This window comes from Halomonas zincidurans B6, from assembly GCF_000731955.1.
GTDB classification, from domain to species: Bacteria; Pseudomonadota; Gammaproteobacteria; order Pseudomonadales; family Halomonadaceae; genus Modicisalibacter; species Modicisalibacter zincidurans.
This window is the reverse complement of record NZ_JNCK01000001.1, coordinates 1,530,819-1,547,611: the sequence shown is the minus strand read 5'-3', so window position 1 is coordinate 1,547,611 and position 16,793 is coordinate 1,530,819. Positions and strand designations below refer to the sequence as shown.

The following is a 16,793-nucleotide window of genomic DNA, read 5'->3' as shown; positions in this document are numbered from 1 at the left end:
GCGTGAGCACACGGTTTTTGCGGTATTTCTTCGAACCGAGGACCCTGGCGGTCATCGGTGCCTCGGAAAAGACTCATTCCATGGGCGGGCTGGTGATTCGCAACCTGATCGACAGCGGCTTTCCGGGCGATATCTGGGCCGTCAATCCCAAGGGCTACGCCAGCGTTCACGACAAGCCGTGCGTCAGGCGCGTCCATGAGCTTCCCGAAGTCCCCGACCTGGCGGTCGTCTGCTCGCCGGTGGCGGGTCTGCCCCGGCTCATCGAGCAGCTCGGGCGCTTCGGCGTGCGCGCGGCCATGGTGCTCTCCGGTGGCGCGCATCTCGATGATCGCAGCGGCGACGGCGGCTCGATTCGTGAGCGCATGCTGGCCTCGGCGCGGCGTTCGGGAATCCGTGTGCTGGGTCCGGAATGTCTGGGCATGATCGTCCCGGGGCGTCATCTCAACGCCACCTACGCCAGCCAGCCGGTGAAGGCCGGACGCGTCGCCTATCTCGGTCAGTCGGGCATGCTAGGCAATGCCATGATCGACTGGGCCGCCGGGCGCGGCATTGGCTTCTCCCACCTCGTCACGCTGGGCGACAGCGTCGATGTGATGCTGGCCGACCTGATCGACTACATCAATCAATACTCGCCTTGTCAGGCGATGCTCTTGCATTTGGAGCGCATCCACGACGCCCAGCATTTCATGACCGCGTTGCGCGAATCGTCGCGCAACCGCCTGGTGCTGGCCATCAAGAGCGGCCGCACGCCGGGCTCCGAGCTGTCCGGCGTGCCGTCGACACCGGGCGTGGCCAACCGCGACGTGATCGTCGATGCCGCGCTGGCTCGTGCCGGGGTGGTCCGGGTCGACGATTCCGATGAGCTGTTCGACGCGCTGGAAACGTTGTCGCGCATGAAGCCGCTGCGTGGCGACCGCCTGGCGATCGTCGCCAATGGTCTGGGGCCGGCCTTGCTGGCGATCGACAAGCTGATCAACGCCGGCGGCACGCTGGCGGAGTTCTCCGAACAGACGCGCCGGGCGCTGACCGACGGCGAATTCGACATCAGTCTGCCGGGTCGCAATCCGGTCGATCTGGGCGGCAATGCGGCGCCCGAGCGCTTCGTCGAGGCGCTGGATATCGTCGCCGCCGATCCCAATACCGATGCCGTACTGGTGGTCCATGCGCCGACCCGTTTGGCGCCGTCGCGAGCCACCGCCCAGGCGGTGGTCGCCAACCGGCGGCGTTTCAAGCGCAACCTGCTGACCAGTTGGATGGGGCTCGAAGAGGCGCTGTCGGCCCGCCACGAATGCAATCTGGCCGGGATTCCGACCTACATTTCGCCCGAGAAGGCGGTCAAGGCCTTCATGCACATGGTGGATTATCAGCGGGTCCAGGCGCAGTTGCAGGAAACCCCACCGAGCCTGCCATTCACCACCAGCGCGGCGATTCGCGAACGCTGCCATCGGCTGATCGGCGAGGCCAAGGCCCGTCAACGCGATCGACTGACCCACGAGGAGACCGCCCAGGTGCTGGCCGCCTACGGCATCCCGGTGGCGCCAAGCCGTTATGCGCTCACCCCGCAACAGGCCGCCGAGGCGGCCGGCGCCTTGTCGGGGCGCATGGCGCTCAAGATCGTCCATGAACGCAACTGCCTGCCGTTTCGCTATCGCCAGCACCCGCACAAGCTCTCGGCCGGCCTGCTGCAGGATCTGCAGACCCCCGAGGAGGTGGCCGACGGCGTCCGGCGTCTCGGCGCCAAGGTCGAGGAGAAGTTCCCCGACAGCCGCATCTATAGTTACTGCCTGCAGGAAATGCAGCGCGGCAAGCATTCGCTGCAGCTGTGCGCGGGCATCACCCGGGATCCGATCTTCGGCCCGGTGATCGTCTTCGGCATCGGCGGCTACAAGGTCAACGTGCTGGCCGATCGGCAGGTCGCCTTGCCGCCATTGAACATGACCCTGGCCAACGAGCTGATCGCGCGTACCCACGCGGCGAAGCTGATCGGCGAGCATTCGCGCGATCCCGATCTCGATTACAAGCGGCTGGGCCAACTGCTGGTCAAGCTATCGCAGATGGCCTCGGACCTGCCCGAGCTCAAGGGGCTGGAGCTCAATCCGTTGCTGCTCAACAGCGAGGGCCTGATGGCCATCGACTTCGCGATGGATCTCGGCGAACCCGCGCGCCACGCGATCATGCCCTATCCGGAAGAGTTGCGTGAGTGGGTCGCGCTCAGCAACGGCATGCACGTCGAGATTCGCCCGATTCGGGGCGAGGACGCGCCGCTGATCACGGCCTTCCACGCTCAGCTTTCCGAAGAGAGCATCCGCTTTCGCTATTTCCATAACAAGGCCGATCTCAGCAAGCGCGATCTGTCGCGGCTGGCCCAGATCAACTACGACCGTCAGATGGCCTTCATTGCCGAACATCAGCGCACCGACGGCAGCAAGGAAATGCTCGGCGTGGTACGGGTCTGGAACGATCCCGACAACATCCGCACCGAATTCTCGGTGATCATCCGCGACGACATGCATGGTCATGGCCTGGGGCGACTGCTGATGGAAAAAATGATCCGTTACAGCCGCGGCCTGGGTACCCTGGAAATGGTCGGCAAGATCATGGTCGATAACGGTCCGATGCGAGCGCTGGTGAAGCGGCTCGGCTTCACCAGTCATTACAACATGGAGGAGCAAGTCGTCGATGCTGCCCTGCGACTCAATGCCCCCGCCAGCGACTGGCAGCGTCATCGCCTCGAAAATCAGCCCTATTGAGCGTTCGGAATTCCTCCGTAACTGGCCATGGGGAAATTGAACCGTTGATCAATCATCAGTACTTCTGATTTGAAGCACTATTAATAAGATTGTATGATGCAATAAGAGCTATAACCACTCGTTATGAAAATACGGCGCTGCGATGGCGTTGAGAAATCTTCGCCGCGTCGTTTCGCATCAAATAAAACGATCACGACATACAGGCAAAGCCGATGAGCGAAACGCAACAGACCAAGATTCAGGTACGCGGCCTGAGCAAGGTCTTCGGCAATCAGCCGAAGAAGGCACTGGAACTGCGCGACAAGGGCAAGAGCCGCGGGGAGATTCTCGAGCAGACCGGCCAGACGCTGGGTCTTTCCAATGTCAGCTTCGATGTCCAAGAGGGTGAATTGCTGGTCATCATGGGTCTCTCGGGCTCGGGAAAATCGACCCTGATCCGTTGTCTCAACCGGCTCATCGAGCCGACCGAGGGCGAGATCGTCATCGACGGCGAGAATATCCCCACGCTGTCCGAGAAGGAGCTGCTGCATTGCCGGCGCCGTCACTTCTCGATGGTGTTCCAGAACTTCGCGCTGTTCCCGCATCGCACCGTACAGCAGAATGCCGAATATGGCCTTGAGGTCCGCGGCGTGGACAAGCAGGAGCGCACCCGGCGCGCCAGCGATGCGCTGAAGCAGGTCGGTCTCGGCGGCTGGGAAGACGCCTTGCCCAACCAGCTTTCCGGGGGCATGCAGCAGCGCGTCGGCCTGGCACGGGCGCTGGCCAACGATTCGACCGTGATGCTGATGGACGAGGCCTTTTCGGCACTCGACCCGCTGATCCGCAAGGACATGCAACAGGAACTGCTCGAGCTGCAGCACCGCATGAAGAAGACCACCATCTTCATCACCCATGATCTCGACGAGGCCCTGAGCATCGGCGATCGGATCATCCTGTTGAAGGATGGCGAGATCGTCCAGATCGGCAAGCCCGAGGATATTCTTACCAATCCCGCCGACGATTATGTCGCCCGCTTCATCGAAGGGGTCGACATGTCGCGCATCCTCACCGCACGCAGCGCCATGCGCCCGGTGCGTGCCACCGCACGCGAGGACGACGGCCCGCGCACGGTACTGCACAAGCTCAGCGAGAACAGCCTGGATTCGATCTACGTCACCAGTCGCGATCGCAAGCTGCTCGGGTTGATCGAGGCCGACGCCGCTGACCGGGCGGCCAGGGAAGGCGTTCAGTCCATCAAGGAGCTGATTCATGACGATTTCCCCAAGGTCGGCCCCGACGAACCGCTGCATAACCTGTTTGCAATGTTCAACGACAAGAGCTACCCGATCGCCGTGATCGACGCGGACCAGCGTCTGCTCGGCGTGGTGGTCAAGGGCGCCGTGCTGGCGGAACTGGCTGAAGCTGGAGAACACTAAATGGCTATCGATATTCCCCGTATACCGCTCGGCGACTGGATCGAAACCGGGCTGGACTTTCTGACCACCGAATACGCATCCGTGACCCGCGGCATTTCACGGTTCACCCAGGGTGGAATCAATACCATCAACGACGCCCTGGCCTGGATGCCTGAATGGGCGCTGATGGCGCTCATCGCACTGCTCTGCTGGCGGGTAGCGGGCATCCGCCTGGCGATCGGCTCGGTACTCGGTCTGGCGCTGATCTGGAACATGGGGCTCTGGTATCCGATGATTGAATCGCTGACGCTAGTGGTGTTCGCCACCCTCGTGGCAGTGGTGATCGCGCTGCCGGTGGGCATACTCGGCGCGCTCTCCGACCGGCTGTATAGCGTGATCATGCCGGTTCTTGACTTCATGCAGACCATGCCGGCCTTCGTCTACCTGATTCCAGCGATTCCGTTCTTCGGCATCGGTTCGGTCTCGGCGATCTTCGCCACGGTGATCTTCTCGATGCCGCCGGCCATCCGCTTCACCACCCTGGGCATTCGCCAGGTGCCCAAGGAACTCATCGAAGCCGCCGATGCTTTCGGCTCGACACGTGGCCAGAAACTGTTCAAGGTACAGTTGCCGCTGTCGTTGCCGACTATCATGGCGGGCATCAACCAGACCATCATGCTGGCCTTGTCGATGGTCGTGATCGCCGCCATGATCGGTGCCGATGGCCTGGGCAGCGAGGTCTGGAAAGCGATCCAGCGGCTGCGCCCGGGCGATGGCTTCGAGGCGGGCATCGCCGTGGTCATTCTAGCCATGCTGCTGGATCGCCTGACTCAGGCCTTCCGCAAGCCCGTGAAGGCGCGTTAAGACGCTGCAGCCGACGCTTCGAGGGGCGTCGGCGGGTGACGTTCCGAGGCAGCTAATCGGACGGCACCCGGACACTCAACCAAAGAAGGGGAAAGTGATGAAAACGTTCAATGCTATGTCACGTGCCGTACGCTTCGGTTCAATGATGATGATCGCCGGACTGGGCGTCGCTGGCGTTGCCCAGGCTCAGCAGGAAGGCAAGGGCACGGTGACGCTGGCCTACGTCGAGTGGTCATCCGAAGTTGCGTCAACCAACGTGGTTCGTGCGGTGCTCGAGGATATGGGCTATGACGTCGAGATGTCGTCGCTGTCGGCGGCGGCGATGTGGCAGGCGGTCGCTTACGGCGATGCCGATGGCATGGTCGCGGCCTGGCTGCCGACGACCCACGAGAATTACTTCGAACAGACCAAGGACAAGGTCGTCGATCTGGGAACCAATCTCGACGGCACCAAGCTCGGACTCGCGGTGCCGGCTTATACCGACATCGACTCCATCGCGGAACTCGGCGAGAAGGCCGACCTTGTCGATGGCGAAATCATCGGTATCGATCCCGGCGCCGGCCTGATGGGCCTGACCGAAGACGTCATCGATGAATATGGCCTTCAGGGCGACATCAAGCTACGCAGCGGTAGCGGCGCCACGATGACCGCTGCGCTGCAGTCGGCTATCCAGAATAAAGAAGACATTGTCGTCACGGCCTGGACGCCGCACTGGATGTTCTCGCGCTGGGACCTCAAGTATCTCGACGACCCCAAGAACGTCTACGGCGATACCGAGCAGATCCGCACCATCGTCCGCCAGGGCCTCGAGAAGGACATGCCGGAAGTCTACGAAGTCCTCGACAACTTCGAGTGGACACCGGAGCAGATGGGCGAAGTCATGCTGATGAACCAGGAAGAGGGCAGCGACCCCTACGCCAACGCCCAGAAATGGGTCGACGAAAATCCCGAGATCGTCAACGAGTGGAAAGGCGAGAGCTAAGCCTGCGATCCGGCTAGATCCATCGATGCGTAAGCGCCCGGCCTAGGCCGGGCGCTTCTTTTTTCAGGCTTGCCGAGGATCGGGTTTCAGGGCGCCAGACGTACCTTGTTCCAGCTGTCGTCGTGGCGACGATAGCGCAGCCGATCGTGAAGGCGATCGGCCTGGCCCTGCCAGAATTCGACGATTTCCGGAACGACGCGGTAGCCTCCCCAGTGCGGTGGGCGGACCACGTCCTGCCCGTTGTAAAGCCGTTCAAAGCGGTCCTTGCGCTCCTCGATCCACGTCCGGTCGGGGATCTCGACGCCTTGCTGCGATATCCAGGCGCCCAGCTGACTGGCCCGCGGACGATGCTGGAAGTACTGGTCCGATTCGCTTTCGTCGACCTGGACCACCCGCCCTTCGACACGCACCTGGCGCTGGGTAGCCGGCCACCAGAAGACCAGGGCGGCATGCGGGACATTGGCGAGTTCCGCGCCCTTGTGGCTCTGATAGCTGGTGTAGAAGGCAAAACCACGTTCGTCGATGCCCTTGAGCAGCACGATACGCGCATGCGGCAATCCCAGGCTGTCGACGGTCGCCAGGGTCATGGCATTGGCATCGTCGGCCTCGCGCTCGAGCGCCAGCGCCAGCCATTGCTGGAATAGCGCCAATGGCTCGCCAGGGGTATTGCTGGCGTCGAGGTAATCTCCGCTGTAGTTGCGTCTGACGTCGGCGATATCGGTGTTCATGGCGTTCTCCTGGTATTTCCCTTCATGATCGCTGCTGATCCGGGCGCACTCAAGGCGATCGAGGCAAAACCCGCTTGATGGTGTCTCGTCGGCTCGCGACGCATGGCACTTTGCTCTCATCATGCTCTCATGATCGGTATAAAGACCCGGCGTGGCCAGCGCAGATACGCGCCCAAGTGACAGGCTCGAGCACGATCATCCCCATTGGGCATGGGCCGCAAAGATCAGTCCGCAGCCCAGCCAGCCGAGCACCGCATAAGGCAGGTTCCAGCCCAGCATGTCGCGGGCATTGACGCCATAGCGGGTGCACAGCACGAGATTGCTGCCGGACAGCGGGCTACTTCCGGTGCCCAGCGCCCAGCCCATCAGGAATACCATGCCCAGCAGCGTCGGATCCGGATCGAGGGTCGTCAGCAGGGGCGCCAGCGTGGTCACGCTGACCAGCGGGTGGATGCCGATGAAGGCCGCCGTCACGATGCCCCCCAAACTCAGCCAGGCCTGCCAATGGCCGTAGTTGACGAACGGCAGTGAAAGCCCGGCGGGAAAACTGGCGAGCAGCGCGCTCAGCCCGCTGGACAGCACCCCAGCGGCCAGGAACAGCGCGAACTGGGGCACCAGGCGTGCCAGGCCGTGGTCGATCTGCTGTCTCAGGCGTGCATCACGCTCATGCCGGGGAGCCAGCAGCAAGGCTGCAATGGGCGAAACGATACTGATGATCAACGGGATCGACATCGTCGGACGCCACTCGTGCATCGCCATTACCGTGACCGCCAGCACACCGGGGAGGACCAGCGCACTGGCGTTCAGCGGATAGCCGACGAACGGGCCCGGGACGCGCAGAGTATCGAGCGCCACCAGACCCAGCAGCAGCACGGCACTGGCCGCGCCCCACGGCAGCAGTTCCGTGAAGTCGAGCCCCGGGGCATAGGTGAGTGCGACCCCCATGGCGACGAAGAAGGGCGACCAGGCGGCGGCGGCCGGAAACGCCCGGCCCAGCACCATTGCCTGGCGACGGCTCAGCGTGCCGTCACGCTGCATGCGATCGGCGAACAGGAATAGCGCCGAGAGATTGATCACCGCGCCGAACAGGTGAACGCCGAACAGGGTTCCCCACAGGCTGCCGTTTCGCGGGCGTTCGCCCGCAGGCTGGGCGGGTGTCGCCATCGACAGGAAGCTGACTCCGGCGAACATCATCAGCAGGGCCTGATTGATGGTCAGCGCCTGAATCGGCGCGTAGGGCGTGTCGCGCATCAGCGCCACCAGCCAGATCAGCCCCCCGGCGCCCCCCAGCCACAGCACTTGATGACGCGAAGCCCGCGGCAACTGCCGGGCCAGCCGCAGGGTGGCCAGCCAACTGAGCAGCGCCGCCGGCCACATCGGCCAGCCTGCCAGGGTGCTCGCGATACTCGTCGCGAGCATCGCCAGGATCAGCGCGCTGGAGGGCTTCACCGGCGCAGCAGGCGACTTTGCCAGCGGGCGTACAGTGCGCTGGCGAAGAACAGCGCCATTGCCGCCAGAACCTCGAGCCAGCCCCACCAGGCCTGGCTGGGTAGCGTGGTAAGCAGTGCCCCCTGGGCGATATACAGCAGACTGACGAAAGCCAGCCAGGCGTGGCCGCGCGGGCGGCGGGTGAGGATCGAAGGCAGGAAGAGGACCAGCGGCAGGGCGCGCACCAACACCGGCAGCCACTCGATTCCGTTGTTGCTGCGCAGTTGCCAGCCACTGATCAAGAGCAGCGCGATGAGCAGCACGAAGCTTGCCAGCACGGCCTGGCGCGCTTTGCGGGTCAGCGATTCGAGCCCGTGGCGCGCTTCGAGCCGTTCGAGTCCGTTCATCCGGCACTTCCCTGAGTGGATTGCAGGGCCAGCGCCAAGCGTGCGATGCGCTTGCCCTGGGCGTAGGCCAGTTCCCGTTCGGCATCGTCGACGCTGCGCTCGCCGCGGGCACCGGCGACATGGCTGGTCCCGTACGGCGTACCCCCCGAGGTCGTCGCCACCAGCCCCGGCTCGCTGTAGGGAACGCCGGCATACACCATGCCGTGATGCAGCAGGGGAACCAGCATCGTCAGCAGCGTCGCTTCCTGGCCGCCATGCAGGCTGGCGGTGGAGGTGAAAGCGGTCGCGGGCTTGTCGACCAGCGCGCCGTTCAGCCACAGCTCACTGGTGCCGTCGAGGAAGTACTTGAGCGGCGCGGCCATGTTGCCGAAGCGTGTAGGGCTGCCGATCGCCAGGCCGGCGCAGCCGCGCAGGTCATCGAGTGTCGCGTAGATCGCGCCTTCGGCGGGGATCTCCGGCTCGACCGCTTCGCTGCGCGCGGAAACCGCCGGTACCGTGCGCAGCCGAGCGTCGATGCCAGCCTGGCTTTCGATGCCGGCCACCAGCTGTTCGGCCAGGCTGCGGGTAGCCCCGAAGCGGGAATAATAGAGGACCAGCACGTAGGGACGTGAATCGCTCATGACAGCTCCTTGTTGCCTACAGTCGAGCGCTCAGCACGCATCGATCAGGGCGAGAATGGTTTCGGGAGAGCGGCCGATCACGCAGCGAGCTCTTCGCGGGACAGGAGCTCGTCGAAATAGCGGCGAACATGAAAGTCACAGCCGCGCTCTTCCAGCAACTTGAGCGCCTGGTGCGACTTCGAGCAGCGCGGGTTGTGACAGGGTCAGGGGCGTCATACGCAGCCTTACCGTAAAGGGAGTGGGTCATGCATTGTAAAGCGCGCCAAGTGCCCGCCACAACTCGCCTTCCCGGCGTCACCCCAATGCCGGGTCAGGATTGAATGCGTGCGTAGACCCAGGCCTGCTGACCATTGGCCAGCCTCAGGCGATACCGGCTGTAACGCACACCGAGCCGCTCGTAGCGATCGAGCGCCGCCAGCTCCTCGCTGGAGACGCTGAGCACCAAGCCCGAGACCTCGGCGCCGGGCTGTTTCTCGATATCCAGGCCTTCGCGATCGTAACCCGGCAGGACGCTCGGCTGCGGGTCGCCCCAGCGGCCATAGACCAGCCAGCGCACGACGCCAGAACGCAGCGTGCCATAGACGAAGACCCGGTGGGGTTCCTGACGGCTGATGGCCGGCAAGTTTTCGGGTGGCGTATAGCCGTAGGGACTGGCGAACACGAACCATAGATAGCCGGTCGCCAGGGCAATCATCGTCAACAGCGCCAAGGCCAGGCGCTTGATCAATTTCATTTGTCCGTCCTGTGAACCGTGGCAAACGCCGCCGATCATGCCATAGCATTTTTTCGGCTGCGACAGCGTGGCGCTTAAGGCAGCGGCTGCGGCTTTGGTATGATTAAGCACCACGATGAACGGCCGGAGGGCGTAGCCATGAATCGTCAGTTCGACGAAGACAGCGATTTCACGCAGTTGATGGCCGGCAAGGTGCGTCCGGTTTCCAAGGGCCGCGACAAGGCCAGCCTGGACACCCAGCCCGCAATGCCCAGCGAGGCACAACTGGCGAGGCGGGCCAGCGCCGAGGCCGACGCGCAGGCGGCGAACTTCCTGAGCGATGAGTTCGTCGATCTGGTGGCGTCGATCGATCCGATCGAATACCGCCGGGACGGTATCCAGACCGGGGTGCTCGATCGTCTTCGCCAGGGCGGTTATGCCCCGCAAGCGCGGCTGCATCTGATCAAGCGGCCGCTGCGCGATTGTCGCCAGGAGTTGTTTCGCTTCATCGAAGACGCCACCGCCGGCGATCTGCGCTGTCTGCTCGTCGTGCACGGCCGCGGCAGGGCGTTGGACAGTCACGCCAACGTGGTGCGCTCGTACGTCGCCAAGTGGCTGCAGCAATTCGATCAGGTCCAGGCCTATGCCTCGGCGGTACCGTCACACGGCGGGATCGGCGCCACCTACGTGATGCTGCGCAAGTCCGAGCGCGAGCGCGCACGCAATCGCGAGCGCCAGCAGAAACGTCGCGGCTGATCGCAAGGCAGGGGAACGCATCTAACGACAGCGCCGCCCTCGGGCGGCGCCTGTGTTGCGGTCGGTGTCGGCTTCAGGTCGCTTCGCGCAGACGCCGCTCGAAGAGCGCTTCCTTGACGTCCACTGCGGGCTGATAGCTGACGCTGAAGGCACCCAATGCGCGCAGCGCATCGTCGAGGTGCTGATCGTCACGCAGCGCCAGGGCATCGAATCCGCAGCGGGTCATGTAGAACAGCTGGTCGATCAGCACGTCGCCGATGGCGCGAACCTCGCCCGTATAGCCGTAGCGCTCGCGCAACAGTCGCGCCAGCGAATAGCCACGGCCATCGGTAAAGCTCGGGAAGTCGATGGCGATCAGCGGCGCCTGGCGCAACGCGTCGTAGAGCGGCGCGTCGAGCTGGGTGTCGCTGGGCAACCAGGGCGCCAGCGAGGCGTCGTCGCGGTGCTCGCGCCATACGCCGAGCGGCACGATGGCCGGGCGCGTTTCGGGCAGGCTTGCCTCGTCCCGCGACAGTGCCCAGGTATCCTGCTCCGGCTGGCCGAGCTTGATCAGGCTGGTATCAGGCATAGACGCGCTCCTTGAACGGCTTGATGCCGATGCGGCGGTAGGTGTCGAGGAACCGCTCGTCCTCATGGCGTTGCTCGACATAGACCTTCAGCACCTTGTCGATCACCTCGGGCACGTCCTCGCGATAGAAGGAGGGACCGAGGATCTTGCCCAGCGAGGCATCGTCGCGGGAGTTGCCGCCCAGCGAGACCTGATAGTATTCCTCGCCCTTCTTGTCGACGCCGAGGATGCCGATGTTGCCGACGTGATGGTGACCGCAGGCGTTCATGCAGCCCGAGATGTTGAGATCCAGCGGTCCCAGGTCGTAGAGAAAATCGAGATCCTCGAAACGCTCCTGGATCGCCTGGGCGATGGGGATCGACACGGCGTTGGCCAGCGAGCAATAGTCGCCGCCCGGACAGCAGATGATGTCGTTGAGCGTGCCCACCGTGGGATTGGCCATGCCCAGATCGCGAAGCTTGTGCCAGAGCGCCTCGATCTCGTCGACCGGCACGTCGGAAAGCACCACGTTCTGCTCGTGGGTGACGCGCATCTCGCCGAAGCTGAAGGCATCGGCGAGCGTGGCGATGGCCTCCATCTGGTCGGCGGTGACATCGCCCGGGGCGTGTTCGCGACGCTTGAGCGACAGCGTTACCGCCTTGTAGCCGGGGTCGACGTGATCGATGACGTTATTGGTGACGAAGCGCGCGAAGTCGCGATTGTCACGGCGCAGCGCCTCATAGGTGGCGATCGCCGCTTCGCTCACCGCGCGGCGCGGCGGCTCGGGGAAGTGCGCCCGGGCCGAGGCGACCGCGGCCTCGGTCAGCGTCTGCGGGCCATCCTTGATGTGCGCCCACTCCTCCTCGACGCGACGGCGATATTCCTCGATCCCCAGGGCCTTGACCAGGATCTTGATGCGCGCCTTGAACTTGTTGTCGCGGCGTCCGAACTGGTTGTAGACGCGCACGCAGGCTTCCAGGTAGGTCAGTAGATGCTGCCAGGGCAGGTCGTCGCGCACCACGTCGCCGATCATCGGCGTGCGGCCCAGGCCACCGCCGGCCAGCACCCGTACCCGCAGCTCGCCCAGCTCGTTGCGCCACAGCCGCAGACCGATGTCATGGACCTGGATGGCCGCACGGTCATGGTCGGCGCCGGTGACGGCGATCTTGAACTTGCGCGGCAGGTAGGCGAATTCCGGGTGCAGCGTCGACCACTGGCGGATCAGTTCGCACCACGGCCGCGGATCCTCGATCTCGTCGCTGGCGATGCCCGCGAACTGATCGCTGGTGGTGTTGCGAATGCAGTTGCCGCTGGTCTGGATGGCGTGCATCTGCACCTCGGCCAGCTCGGCGAGGATCTGCGGCACGTCCTCGAGCTTCGGCCAATGCAACTGCAGGTTCTGGCGGGTGGTGAAGTGACCGTAGCCACGATCGTAGCGTCGGGTGATGCCGGCCAGGGTTCTCAGCTGATGGCTCGAAAGCATGCCGTAGGGAATCGCGATGCGCAGCATCGGCGCATGACGCTGAATGTACAGGCCATTCTGGAGCCGCAGCGGGAGAAATTCGCTTTCGCTCAGGCGACCGGCCAGATAGCGGTCCATCTGATCGCGAAACTGGGCAACGCGCTCGTCGACGAGCGTCTGATCGTAGGTGTCGTACCGATACATACCGGGGTGTCCTGCTAGTCAGGGCGAAATGGGATCCGTGGCTTATGGCAGAGACCATACTCCGTTTCTTTTATTCGATGAAAGAATAAATAGTCATATTTTGTTGGACTATATGTTATTAAAACGCACTACTTGTGGGTACATCCAGCCACATCTCAGTCGCGATCGTAGCTGAGCACCGGCGACAGCCAGCGTTCCAGTTCGCTCGATGACATGCCCTTGCGGTCGGCCAGCGCCTCGACCTGGTCGCGGGTGATCTTGCCGGTGGCGAAGTACTTCGACTCGGGATGCGCGAAATACCAGCCGGCCACCGCCGCCGCCGGCCACATCGCAAAGTTCTCGGTCAGCTCGAGCCCCGTTCTGGCTTCTGCCTCGAGCAACCGGAACAGCGTGGCCTTCTCGGTATGGTCGGGGCAGGCCGGATAGCCCGGCGCGGGCCGGATGCCCTGATAGTTCTCGGCGATCAGCGCGTCGTTGTCGAGCGCCTCGTCGGGCACGTAGCCCCAGTATTCCTTGCGCACCCGCTCGTGCATGCGCTCGGCGAAGGCCTCGGCGAGCCGGTCGGTCAGGGCCTGGACCATGATCGCGTTGTAGTCGTCGCCGGCCCGCTCGTAACGCTTGGCCAGTTCGTCGACGCCATGTCCGGTGGTCACGGCAAAACCGCCGATCCAGTCGGGCTTGCCGCTCGGCTCGCCGTTCACGTCATAACGCGGGGCGATGAAGTCGGCGAGGCTGTAGCAGATGCCGTCGCGATTGCGGGTGGTCTGCTGGCGAATGTGGTGCAGGCGCTCGACGACCGTCTCGCGGGATTCGTCGGCGTAGACTTCGATGACGTCGTCGTCGACGCTGTTGGCGGGCCACAGGCCGATCACCCCGCGGGCGGTGATGTGTTTCTCGTCGACCAGCTTGGCGAGCATCGCCTGGGCGTCGTCGAACAGGTTGCGCGCGGCTTCGCCGACCACCTCGTCGTCGAGGATCCTGGGGTACTTGCCGGCCAGCTGCCAGCTCATGAAGAACGGCGTCCAGTCGATGCGCTCGATCAGTTCGTCGAGCGGATAGTCCTCGAAAGTCTTTAGACCGATGAAGCTCGGCTCCGGCGGGGTATAGGCCGGCCAGTCCGGCACGAAGCGGCGCTTGCGGGCCTGGGCATAAGAAAGATCGGCGGCCTTGGGACGCCGCTTGGCATTGCGCTCGCGAACCTGGACGTATTCGTCGCGAATGGCCTGGACGTAGTCCGGCTTGCTGTCGCGCGAGAGCAGCCGGCTGGCCACGCCCACCGCGCGCGAGGCATCGGTGACGTAGATCACCGGATGCTCGTACTGCGGGTCGATCTTGACCGCGGTATGCGCCTTGGAGGTGGTCGCGCCGCCGATCAGCAGCGGAAGCTCGAAGCCCTGGCGCTGCATCTCCCTGGCGACATGCACCATCTCGTCCAGCGACGGGGTAATCAGCCCCGACAGGCCGATGATGTCGGCGTTTTCCTCGCGGGCGGTCTGCAGGATCTTCTCGGCCGGCACCATCACGCCGAGATCGATCACTTCGTAGTTGTTGCACTGCAGGACCACGCCGACGATGTTCTTGCCGATGTCGTGGACGTCGCCCTTGACCGTGGCCATGACGATCCTGCCCTTGGCCTGGGTATCGGTGGTCTTCTCCGCCTCGATGAACGGCAGCAGGTAGGCGACCGCCTGCTTCATCACGCGTGCCGACTTGACCACCTGGGGCAGGAACATCTTGCCCTCGCCGAACAGGTCGCCGACCACGTTCATGCCGTCCATCAGCGGCCCTTCGATCACCTCGATGGGGCGCTCGACACGCTGCCGGGCAAGTTCGGTGTCTTCCTCGATATGCGCGGTGATGCCCTTGACCAGGGCATGCTCGATGCGTTTCTCGACCGCCCAGCCGCGCCACTCGAGGTCTTCCTTCCTGGCACCGCCGGCGGCCTCGTCCTTGTAGCGTTCGGCCAGTTCGAGCAGCCGCTCGGTGGCGTCGTCGCGGCGATTTTGAACCACATCCTCGACCGCCTCGCGCAACTCGGCGGGCAGGTCGTCGTAGACCGCCAGTTGGCCGGCGTTGACGATGCCCATGGTCAGCCCGGCCTTGATGGCATGGTAGAGGAACACCGAGTGGATCGCCTCGCGCACCGCGTTGTTGCCGCGAAACGAGAACGACACGTTGGAAACGCCACCCGAGACCATCGCATGGGGCAGGTGGTCAGTGATCCACTGGGCCGCCTCGATGAAATCGACGGCGTAGTTGTTGTGCTCCTCGATGCCGGTGGCGATGGCGAAGATGTTGGGGTCGAAGATGATGTCCTCGGCGGGAAAGCCGATCTCGTCGACCAGCAGTCGATAGGCGCGCTGACAGATCTCGGTCTTGCGAGCAAAGGTATCCGCCTGGCCCTGTTCGTCGAAGGCCATCACCACGATGGCGGCGCCGAAGCGCCGGCAGGCCAGCGCCTGCTCGCGGAAGGCGGCTTCGCCCTCCTTGAGCGAGATCGAGTTGACCACCGCCTTGCCCTGGATGCACTTGAGCCCGGCCTCGATGATCGCCCACTTGGAGGAGTCGACCATGATCGGCACCCGCGAGATATCCGGCTCGGAGGCGACCAGCTTGAGGAAATGCACCATCGCCTCCTGGGAGTCGAGCATGCCCTCGTCCATGTTGATATCGATCAACTGGGCGCCGTTCTCGACCTGCTCGAGGGCCACTTCCAGCGCGGTATTGAAATCCTCCTCCTTGATCAGTCGCTTGAAACGCGCCGAGCCGGTGACGTTGGTGCGCTCGCCGACGTTGACGAACAGCGAGTCGGCTTCGATGTTGAACGGCTCGAGACCGGACAGCCGGCACGCCCGGGGTCGCTCGGGGACCTGACGCGGCGCGATTCCGGCGACGGCGGCGTGAATCGCGGCGATGTGCTCGGGGGTGGTGCCGCAGCAACCGCCGATGACGTTGACCAGGCCGCTTTCGGCGAATTCGCGGACGATCGCCGCCATCTCCTCGGGGCTCTGATCGTACTCGCCGAACGCGTTGGGCAGCCCGGCGTTGGGGTGGGCCGAGACCAGCGCATCGGCCTTGCTCGACAGCTCTTCCAGGTAGGGACGCAGTTCCGCGGCACCCAGCGCGCAGTTCAGGCCCACCGAGAGCGGCGAGGCGTGGCGAATCGAGTTCCAGAACGCCTCGGTGGTCTGCCCCGAGAGGGTGCGCCCCGAAGCGTCGGTAATGGTCCCCGAGATCATCACCGGCAGGCGCTGGCCGCGAGCGTCGAACAGCTCCTCGAGAGCGTAGATCGCCGCCTTGGCGTTCAGCGTGTCGAAGATCGTCTCGATCATGATCAGATCGGCGCCGCCCTCGATCAGCGCCTGCGCGGCTTCATGATAGTTCTCGCGCAGCTCGTCGAAGGTGACGTTGCGCTTGGCCGGGTCGTTGACGTCCGGCGACAGCGACGCCGTGCGGCTGGTCGGCCCGAGAACCCCGGCGACGTAGCGCGGCACGCCGGTCTCCTCGCCGACCGCATCGCAGACCCGCCGTGCCAGCCGCGCGGCCTCGCGATTGAGCTCGACCACCAGCGCCTGCATGCCGTAGTCGGCCTGCGAGAGTCGCGTGCTGTTGAAGGTGTTGGTCTCGACGATGTCGGCGCCGGCTTCGAGGTAGTCGCGATGGATGCGCTCGACCAGCGCCGGCTGGGTCAGCGCCAGCAGATCGTTGTTGCCCTGCAGTTGCGTCGCCCAGTCGCTGAAACGCTTGCCGCGGAACTCCGCCTCGCTTAGCTGAGCGTTCTGCAGCATGGTGCCCATGCCGCCGTCGAGCAGCATGATGCGCTGCCCGAGGGTCCTGGCGAATGCCTCGGGGGGGCTGGCGGGCAGCGCGGTAGAAAGCGATGGGGAAGGGGGCGCGGTAGCCATGGTCGGCATCTGTCTCCAGCGATCGTTCTCGGTT

At 64.1% G+C, this 16,793-nt stretch carries 13 protein-coding genes; 5 read left to right on the top strand and 8 right to left on the bottom strand.

The features are described from left to right. Nucleotides 1-2: 2 nt before the first annotated feature. The 4 genes from HALZIN_RS0107155 (at nucleotide 3) to HALZIN_RS0107140 (ending at nucleotide 5,990) form a co-directional block, all read left to right on the top strand. Nucleotides 3-2,750 carry a bifunctional acetate--CoA ligase family protein/GNAT family N-acetyltransferase gene (locus tag HALZIN_RS0107155; RefSeq protein WP_031383547.1) on the top strand — a complete coding sequence of 916 codons (2,748 nt, stop codon included), beginning with the start codon at nucleotides 3-5 and terminating at the stop codon, nucleotides 2,748-2,750. A gap of 212 nt (nucleotides 2,751-2,962) precedes the next feature. Then, the gene (locus tag HALZIN_RS0107150) at nucleotides 2,963-4,165 is read left to right on the top strand and encodes a quaternary amine ABC transporter ATP-binding protein (protein ID WP_031383546.1); all 1,203 of its coding nucleotides are present in this window, start codon (nucleotides 2,963-2,965) and stop codon (nucleotides 4,163-4,165) included. Beyond that, entirely contained in the window at nucleotides 4,166-5,008 is an 843-nt protein-coding gene (locus HALZIN_RS0107145) for an ABC transporter permease (protein ID WP_031383545.1), read from the top strand. It begins immediately after the preceding gene. Nucleotides 5,009-5,105: 97 nt separating this feature from the next. Beyond that, nucleotides 5,106-5,990, top strand: a complete 885-nt coding sequence (locus HALZIN_RS0107140; RefSeq protein ID WP_031383544.1) for a glycine betaine ABC transporter substrate-binding protein — start codon at nucleotides 5,106-5,108, stop codon at nucleotides 5,988-5,990. Between the two features lie 86 nt (nucleotides 5,991-6,076). On the opposite strand, the gene pdxH is transcribed toward HALZIN_RS0107140, so the two are convergent. The 5 genes from pdxH to HALZIN_RS0107115 all read right to left on the bottom strand — a co-directional run bounded on the left by pdxH (nucleotide 6,077) and on the right by HALZIN_RS0107115 (nucleotide 9,906). Then, a complete protein-coding gene (gene pdxH, locus HALZIN_RS0107135) occupies nucleotides 6,077-6,718 on the bottom strand; it encodes a pyridoxamine 5'-phosphate oxidase (RefSeq protein ID WP_031383543.1) in 642 nt (213 codons plus the stop codon). Between the two features lie 195 nt (nucleotides 6,719-6,913). Then, nucleotides 6,914-8,167, bottom strand: coding sequence for a hypothetical protein (locus tag HALZIN_RS0107130; RefSeq protein ID WP_031383542.1), 1,254 nt, complete (start codon nucleotides 8,165-8,167; stop codon nucleotides 6,914-6,916). Beyond that, a complete protein-coding gene (locus tag HALZIN_RS0107125; protein ID WP_031383541.1) occupies nucleotides 8,164-8,553 on the bottom strand; it encodes a DUF2069 domain-containing protein in 390 nt (129 codons plus the stop codon). Before HALZIN_RS0107125 ends, HALZIN_RS0107130 begins: the two co-directional genes overlap by 4 nt. Continuing rightward, entirely contained in the window at nucleotides 8,550-9,173 is a 624-nt protein-coding gene (wrbA, locus tag HALZIN_RS0107120; protein WP_031383540.1) for an NAD(P)H:quinone oxidoreductase, read from the bottom strand. The genes HALZIN_RS0107125 and wrbA overlap by 4 nt, the downstream gene beginning before the upstream one ends. A 310-nt stretch (nucleotides 9,174-9,483) precedes the next feature. Continuing rightward, nucleotides 9,484-9,906, bottom strand: coding sequence for a gamma-glutamylcyclotransferase family protein (locus HALZIN_RS0107115; protein WP_031383539.1), 423 nt, complete (start codon nucleotides 9,904-9,906; stop codon nucleotides 9,484-9,486). A 138-nt stretch (nucleotides 9,907-10,044) separates the two neighbouring features. Between HALZIN_RS0107115 and smrA the strand changes: the two genes are divergently transcribed. Then, on the top strand, nucleotides 10,045-10,641 hold the full coding sequence (gene smrA, locus HALZIN_RS0107110) for a DNA endonuclease SmrA (RefSeq protein ID WP_031383538.1): 597 nt from the start codon (nucleotides 10,045-10,047) through the stop codon (nucleotides 10,639-10,641). Between the two features lie 73 nt (nucleotides 10,642-10,714). Here smrA and HALZIN_RS0107105 read toward each other — a convergent pair whose 3' ends face one another. The 3 genes from HALZIN_RS0107105 to metH all read right to left on the bottom strand — a co-directional run bounded on the left by HALZIN_RS0107105 (nucleotide 10,715) and on the right by metH (nucleotide 16,759). Beyond that, entirely contained in the window at nucleotides 10,715-11,209 is a 495-nt protein-coding gene (locus tag HALZIN_RS0107105; protein ID WP_031383537.1) for a DUF934 domain-containing protein, read from the bottom strand. Further along, nucleotides 11,202-12,854, bottom strand: coding sequence for a nitrite/sulfite reductase (locus HALZIN_RS0107100; RefSeq protein WP_031383536.1), 1,653 nt, complete (start codon nucleotides 12,852-12,854; stop codon nucleotides 11,202-11,204). Before HALZIN_RS0107100 ends, HALZIN_RS0107105 begins: the two co-directional genes overlap by 8 nt. Nucleotides 12,855-13,009: 155 nt before the next feature. Next, the gene (gene metH, locus HALZIN_RS0107095; RefSeq protein WP_084173676.1) at nucleotides 13,010-16,759 is read right to left on the bottom strand and encodes a methionine synthase; all 3,750 of its coding nucleotides are present in this window, start codon (nucleotides 16,757-16,759) and stop codon (nucleotides 13,010-13,012) included. Nucleotides 16,760-16,793: the final 34 nt, after the last annotated feature.